Origin of the sequence: Roseovarius salincola, assembly GCF_026891095.1 — a bacterium.
Classification (GTDB): domain Bacteria; phylum Pseudomonadota; class Alphaproteobacteria; order Rhodobacterales; family Rhodobacteraceae; genus Roseovarius; species Roseovarius salincola.
In genome coordinates this window covers 1-1,398 of record NZ_JAPTNL010000051.1, presented here as the reverse complement: position 1 = coordinate 1,398, position 1,398 = coordinate 1, and the positions used below count along the sequence as shown (strand labels likewise).

The window sequence follows — 1,398 nt, the reverse complement described above, 5'->3', positions numbered from 1 at the left end:
GAGCTATGCGGGAAACTGGGTGACGGGGTTTGAGAAGGCGGCGTATCGTGGCGGGTGATCAAGCCTGCCAGAACTTCCAAGAGGAACGATACGCCTATGACCAACGATACCGACATCATCACCCTGCGTCAGCCGGAATCTTTTAATGACCCGCTGACCGAGATCGCCCGGGATGGGGCCCGCCGGATGCTGGCCGCTGCACTTCGGGCCGAGGCTGATGCCTTCGTGGCGCAGCATGCCGAGGAGGCCCTGCCGGATGGGCGGCAACGCGTTGTGCGGCATGGGCACGGGCCAGCGCGATCCATCCAGACCGGGATCGGGGCGATCGACGTCCAACGTCCGAAGGTGCGCGACCGCGCCACCGATGTGCCGGCGGAACAGAAGATCCGGTTCACCTCGGCGATTCTGCCAAAATGGGCGCGGCGATCGCGCAGCCTCGATGCCCTGCTTCCGGTCCTCTACCTGCGCGGCATTTCCACCGGCGACTTCCGGGAGGCGCTCTCTGCGATCTTGGGGGCGGATGCGCCGAACCTGTCGCCGGGCGTGATCTCGCGCCTGACCGGGGAATGGCAGCAGGAATATGACCGTTGGCAGCGCCGTGATCTGTCGGCGCGGCGCTACGTCTACATCTGGGCGGACGGTGTCTACCTCCAGGCCCGGATGGAGCCGCAGGCCGAGTGTATCTTAGTCATTCTCGGGGCCACGCCTGAAGGAAAGAAGGAGGTCGTCGGCTTCCAGGTCGGTGTGCGTGAGAGCGCGCAGAGCTGGCGCGAGCTGCTGGTCGGCATCAAGGCCCGCGGCCTCGCGGTTCCGCCGGAGATCGCCGTCGGGGACGGGGCGATGGGGTTCTGGAAGGCGCTCGACGAGGTCTTCCCAGGGACGCGGCATCAGCGGTGTTGGGTCCACAAGATCGCCAACGTCCTGAACAAGTTCCCGAAGTCCATGCACCCGACGGTAAAGGCCGATCTGCGCGAGATCTGGCAGGCCGACACCCGCGCCGCAGCGGAAACCGCCATGGACACCTTCTCCGAGAAATACGGGGCGAAATACGAAAAAGCCGTCACCTGTCTGACGAAGGACAGGCAGGCGTTGCTCACCTTCTACGACTTTCCGGGGGACCACTGGGACCATCTGCGCACGGGCAACCCCATCGAAAGCGTCTTCGCCACCGTTCGGCACCGGACCGTGCGAACCAAGGGCGCGCTGTCGCAGAAGACGGCGAAGCTCATGGTCTTCAAGCTCGTTCAGGCCGCCGCAAAGACATGGAGGCGTCTGAAGGGCGCGAACCAGTTGCCTTTGGTCATCGAAGGCGTCACATTCACCGACGGTGTCGCCACAAACGACACTGCAAACCGCGCCGCTTGATCAGGCCGCGTCACCCAAAATCACGCATAGCTC

At 64.4% G+C, this 1,398-nt stretch carries 1 protein-coding gene; it reads left to right on the top strand.

Going from position 1 to position 1,398, the window contains the following annotated elements; genetic code table 11:
- Positions 1 to 96: 96 nt before the first annotated feature.
- Positions 97 to 1,365: an IS256 family transposase gene (locus N5A93_RS19435; protein WP_268956749.1), complete on the top strand. Its 1,269-nt coding sequence runs from the start codon at positions 97 to 99 to the stop codon at positions 1,363 to 1,365.
- Positions 1,366 to 1,398: the final 33 nt, after the last annotated feature.